This window comes from Nocardioides potassii (assembly GCF_021648885.1).
In the GTDB taxonomy this organism is placed as follows: domain Bacteria; phylum Actinomycetota; class Actinomycetes; order Propionibacteriales; family Nocardioidaceae; genus Nocardioides; species Nocardioides potassii.
Map to the genome: position 1 here is coordinate 1 of NZ_JAKJHZ010000015.1, position 5,767 is coordinate 5,767.

The following is a 5,767-nucleotide window of genomic DNA, read 5'->3' on the forward strand; positions in this document are numbered from 1 at the left end:
TACCATCGGCGCTGAAAGGCTTAACTTCCGGGTTCGGTATGGGACCGGGTGTTTCCCGTTTCGCTATGGCCGCCGTAACTCTTTCAACCTCGACAAACCGTGTCGCCCAGCTGGCTGTGGTCAGCCGGCTTGGGTGGTTTGTTGGTTGGGAACTGCTTAGTGGACGCGAACTGCTACTCGTTGACCCCCTCGTGTGAGGGGGTGAGTGGTGTGTGTTCGTTGTGTGCGCGTGGTGACCGTACGTCACCGGTGTGACCGCTGACGTGTGTCAGCTGGTTTGTGGTGTTTTGTACGGTGTTGGGACAAGCCCTCGGCCTATTAGTACCGGTCGGCTGGGCATTACTGCTGTACACCTCCGGCCTATCAACCCCATGTTCTGTGGGGGGCCTTACCCACTTACGTGGTGGGAAACCTCATCTTGAAACGTGCTTCCCGCTTAGATGCATTCAGCGGTTATCACTTCCGAACGTAGCCAACCAGCCGTGCTCCTGGCGGAACAACTGGCACACCAGAGGTTCGTCCATCCCGGTCCTCTCGTACTAGGGACAGCCTTTCTCAAGTTTCCTGCGCGCGCGGCGGATAGGGACCGAACTGTCTCACGACGTTCTAAACCCAGCTCGCGTGCCGCTTTAATGGGCGAACAGCCCAACCCTTGGGACCTACTCCAGCCCCAGGATGCGACGAGCCGACATCGAGGTGCCAAACCATCCCGTCGATATGGACTCTTGGGGAAGATCAGCCTGTTATCCCCGGGGTACCTTTTATCCGTTGAGTGACCACGCTTCCACATGCCGTGGCCAGATCACTAGTTCCGACTTTCGTCCCTGCTCGACATGTCTGTCTCACAGTCAAGCTCCCTTGTGCACTTACACTCGCCACCTGATTGCCAACCAGGCTGAGGGAACCTTTGAGCGCCTCCGTTACATTTTAGGAGGCAACCGCCCCAGTTAAACTACCCATCAGGCACTGTCCCTGATCCAGATAATGGACCTAGGTTAGACATCTAGTACGACCAGAGTGGTATTTCAACGTTGACTCCACCCCCACTGGCGTGAGGGTTTCACAGTCTCCCACCTATCCTACACAAGCCGTACCAAACACCAATACCAAACTATAGTAAAGGTCCCGGGGTCTTTCCGTCCTGCCGCGCGTAACGAGCATCTTTACTCGTAGTGCAATTTCGCCGAGTCCATGGTTGAGACAGTAGGAAAGTCGTTACTCCATTCGTGCAGGTCGGAACTTACCCGACAAGGAATTTCGCTACCTTAGGATGGTTATAGTTACCACCGCCGTTTACTGGGGCTTAAATTCTCAGCTTCGACCCCGAAGGGTCTAACCGGTCCTCTTAACCTTCCAGCACCGGGCAGGAGTCAGTCCGTATACATCGTCTTACAACTTCGCACGGACCTGTGTTTTTAGTAAACAGTCGCTTTCCCCTGGTCTCTGCGGCCATCACCGCTGCCTGCCGCAAGGGCATTGACGGATCCGGCCCCCCTTCTCCCGAAGTTACGGGGGCATTTTGCCGAGTTCCTTAACCATGGTTGTCTCGATCGCCTTAGTATTCTCTACTTGATCACCTGAGTCGGTTTGGGGTACGGGCGGCTCGTTGCTCGCTAGAGGTTTTTCTCGACAGCATAGGATCACCCACTTCGCCTCAATCGGCTCCGCGTCACGTCTCAGACTCCACACTGAAGTGGATGGTGCGGATTTGCCTACACCACGTCCTACACGCTTGCCCACAGACAACCATCGCTGTGGTTGGGCTACCTTCCTGTGTCACCCCATCGCTTGACTACTACCAGCTCGGGTCCCACGCTCCACCCACCAGCCTCGCCCCGAAGGGTCCGGTCCGATGAGCTTCGGGTGGTTAGCATCACCAGGTTCGTCATGGGCGCAACTTCGCCGGTACGGGAATATCAACCCGTTGTCCATCGACTACGCCTGTCGGCCTCGCCTTAGGTCCCGACTTACCCAGGGCAGATTAGCTTGACCCTGGAACCCTTGATCATTCGGCGCACGGGTTTCTCACCCGTGATTCGCTACTCATGCCTGCATTCTCACTCGTGTGGCCTCCACACCTGGATCACTCCGGCGCTTCACTGCCCACACGACGCTCCCCTACCCATCCAGCACACTGAACCAACCTCAAGGGCGGCTTGTGTGATTGCTGAATGCCATAGCTTCGGCGGATGACTTGAGCCCCGCTACATTGTCGGCGCGGAATCACTTGACCAGTGAGCTATTACGCACTCTTTCAAGGGTGGCTGCTTCCAAGCCAACCTCCTGGTTGTCAATGCGACTCCACATCCTTTTCCACTTAGTCACCGCTTAGGGGCCTTAGCTGATGGTCTGGGCTGTTTCCCTCTCGACTACGGAGCTTATCCCCCGCAGTCTCACTGCTGCGCTCTCACTTACCGGCATTCGGAGTTTGGCTAACGTCAGTAACCTTGTAGGGCCCATTAGCTATCCAGTGCTCTACCTCCGGCAAGAAACACACAACGCTGCACCTAAATGCATTTCGGGGAGAACCAGCTATCACGAAGTTTGATTGGCCTTTCACCCCTATCCACAGGTCATCCCCTCAGTTTTCAACCTAAGTGGGTTCGGTCCTCCACGTCGTCTTACCGACGCTTCAACCTGCCCATGGATAGATCACTTCGCTTCGGGTCTTGAGCGCGCTACTCAAACGCCCTATTCGGACTCGCTTTCGCTACGGCTACCCCACACGGGTTAACCTCGCAACACACCGCAAACTCGCAGGCTCATTCTTCAAAAGGCACGCCGTCACCCCCACACCACAAGGATGCATAAGGCTCCGACGGATTGTAGGCACACGGTTTCAGGTACTATTTCACTCCCCGCCAGGGGTACTTTTCACCTTTCCCTCACGGTACTTGTCCGCTATCGGTCATCAAGGAGTATTTAGGCTTAACGGGTGGTCCCGCCAGATTCACACGGAATTTCAGGGGTTCCGTGTTACTTGGGATGATGCTCGGAAGCCAGTGCCTTACGTCTACGGGCCTATCACCCTCTACGGTACGGCTTTCCAACCGACTTCGACTTCCACACTGGTTTCTCACTTCCTCCATGCACGGCAGTACATGATGAGCAGTCCCACAACCCCACGCCTGCAACCCCTGCCGGGTATCACACAGACATGGTTTGGCCTCATCCGATTTCGCTCGCCACTACTCTCGGAATCACTATTGTTTTCTCTTCCTGTCGGTACTGAGATGTTTCACTTCCCGACGTTCCCTCCACACACCCTATGTGTTCAGATGCGGGTAACACGACATGACTCGTGCTGGGTTTCCCCATTCGGACACCCCCGGATCACAGCTTGGTTGCCAACTCCCCAGGGCTTATCGCAGGCTCCAACGTCCTTCATCGGCTCTTGATGCCAAGGCATCCACCATGTGCCCTTCATAGCTTGTCTCAACAACGTCAAAACACCACAACACACAAACACTGCGCATGGGTCACGACACCGTCGCCACAAACACAAAGAACAACAACCAACCACACCCACAATCACGAGTGCGGCCGGCCACGACACGACCAGCAGGAAAACCAGCCGTATCGAACTACAAACTCTTAAACGAATTGCTCTAGACAACACCCACACACCAATACCCGCACACGTACAGATACACGTACAGATACCCAGCGCATGAGCATCGCCAGATGCTCGCGTCCACTATGCAGATCTCAAACAACAACCCCACCAACCCCCGCAACCACACCCACCAACCGTCACCGACCGGCGGGCACCCGTGATCTTGGGCGAAGGAGGACCAGAAGCCCCAACCAGAACCCCCAGCTCTCACGAGCCAGGGACGGCTGATACTTCAGGACCCAACAGTGTGCTCAACCACGCCCCACCACCCCCACAAGGGATGCCAGGCACGTGATCCCCCCACCGGCAAGCCAAAGCCTGCCTCGAGGAGATAGTCGACGTTCCACTAGTGAGACACCACCATGCGCCAGTGAACATTTGTCACTGGTCGGGGTGTGTGCTCCTTAGAAAGGAGGTGATCCAGCCGCACCTTCCGGTACGGCTACCTTGTTACGACTTCGTCCCAATCGCCAGCCCCACCTTCGACGGCTCCCTCCACAAGGGTTGGGCCACCGGCTTCGGGTGTTGCCGACTTTCGTGACGTGACGGGCGGTGTGTACAAGGCCCGGGAACGTATTCACCGCAGCGTTGCTGATCTGCGATTACTAGCGACTCCGACTTCATGGGGTCGAGTTGCAGACCCCAATCCGAACTGAGACCGGCTTTTTGGGATTCGCTCCCCCTTACGGGATCGCAGCCCTTTGTACCGGCCATTGTAGCATGCGTGAAGCCCTGGACATAAGGGGCATGATGACTTGACGTCATCCCCACCTTCCTCCGAGTTGACCCCGGCAGTCTCCTATGAGTCCCCATCACCCCGAAGGGCATGCTGGCAACATAGAACGAGGGTTGCGCTCGTTGCGGGACTTAACCCAACATCTCACGACACGAGCTGACGACAGCCATGCACCACCTGTACACCCCCAAAAGAAGCCCCATCTCTGGAGCGGCAGGGTGTATGTCAAACCCAGGTAAGGTTCTTCGCGTTGCATCGAATTAATCCGCATGCTCCGCCGCTTGTGCGGGCCCCCGTCAATTCCTTTGAGTTTTAGCCTTGCGGCCGTACTCCCCAGGCGGGGCGCTTAATGCGTTAGCTGCGGCACGGAATCCGTGGAATGGACCCCACACCTAGCGCCCAACGTTTACGGTGTGGACTACCAGGGTATCTAATCCTGTTCGCTCCCCACACTTTCGCTCCTCAGCGTCAGGTCATGCCCAGAGAACCGCCTTCGCCACCGGTGTTCCTCCTGATATCTGCGCATTTCACCGCTACACCAGGAATTCCGTTCTCCCCTGCATACCTCTAGTCTGCCCGTATCGAAAGCAAGCCAGGTGTTAAGCACCTGGTTTTCACTCCCGACGCGACAAACCGCCTACGAGCCCTTTACGCCCAATAATTCCGGACAACGCTCGCACCCTACGTATTACCGCGGCTGCTGGCACGTAGTTGGCCGGTGCTTCTTTAGTAGGTACCGTCACTTGCGCTTCGTCCCTACCGAAAGAGGTTTACAACCCGAAGGCCGTCATCCCTCACGCGGCGTTGCTGGATCAGGCTTCCGCCCATTGTCCAATATTCCCCACTGCTGCCTCCCGTAGGAGTCTGGGCCGTGTCTCAGTCCCAGTGTGACCGGTCACCCTCTCAGGCCGGCTACCCGTCGAAGCCATGGTGAGCCATTACCTCACCATCAAGCTGATAGGCCGCGAGCACATCCCTGGCCGAAAAACTTTCCACCACCACTAGATGCCTAGAGTGGTCATATCCGGTATTAATCACCGTTTCCGGTGGCTATCCCGAAGCCAAGGGCAGATTACTCACGTGTTACTCACCCGTTCGCCGCTCGAGTACCCCCGAAGGAGCCTTTCCGCTCGACTTGCATGTGTTAAGCACGCCGCCAGCGTTCGTCCTGAGCCAGGATCAAACTCTCCATCGAAAACATACCCCCCATCCCCGAAGAGACAGAAGGACCATCAATAAGAGCCACATCCCCTGACCGACGAAACTGACTGTTGTCAGAATCATTGTCAAAGAAATCCGCGACCACCCCACCCCAACCCCACAAAAGAGGCCAAGACAAGACAGTCAACGGGGCAAAACAAACTAATTCGTCGACTAATCAAACACACTGTTGAGTTCTCAAGGATCAGACGCAC

At 56.3% G+C, this 5,767-nt stretch carries 3 rRNA genes; all 3 read right to left on the reverse strand.

Annotation, left to right across the window (positions count from 1 at the left end):
• Window positions 1-77: ribosomal RNA gene (gene rrf / locus L2K70_RS20815) — 5S ribosomal RNA — on the reverse strand; the annotation flags it as partial.
• A gap of 221 nt (window positions 78-298) precedes the next feature.
• Window positions 299-3,436 (reverse strand): 23S ribosomal RNA (locus L2K70_RS20820).
• A gap of 588 nt (window positions 3,437-4,024) precedes the next feature.
• Window positions 4,025-5,547 (reverse strand): 16S ribosomal RNA (locus L2K70_RS20825).
• Window positions 5,548-5,767: the final 220 nt, after the last annotated feature.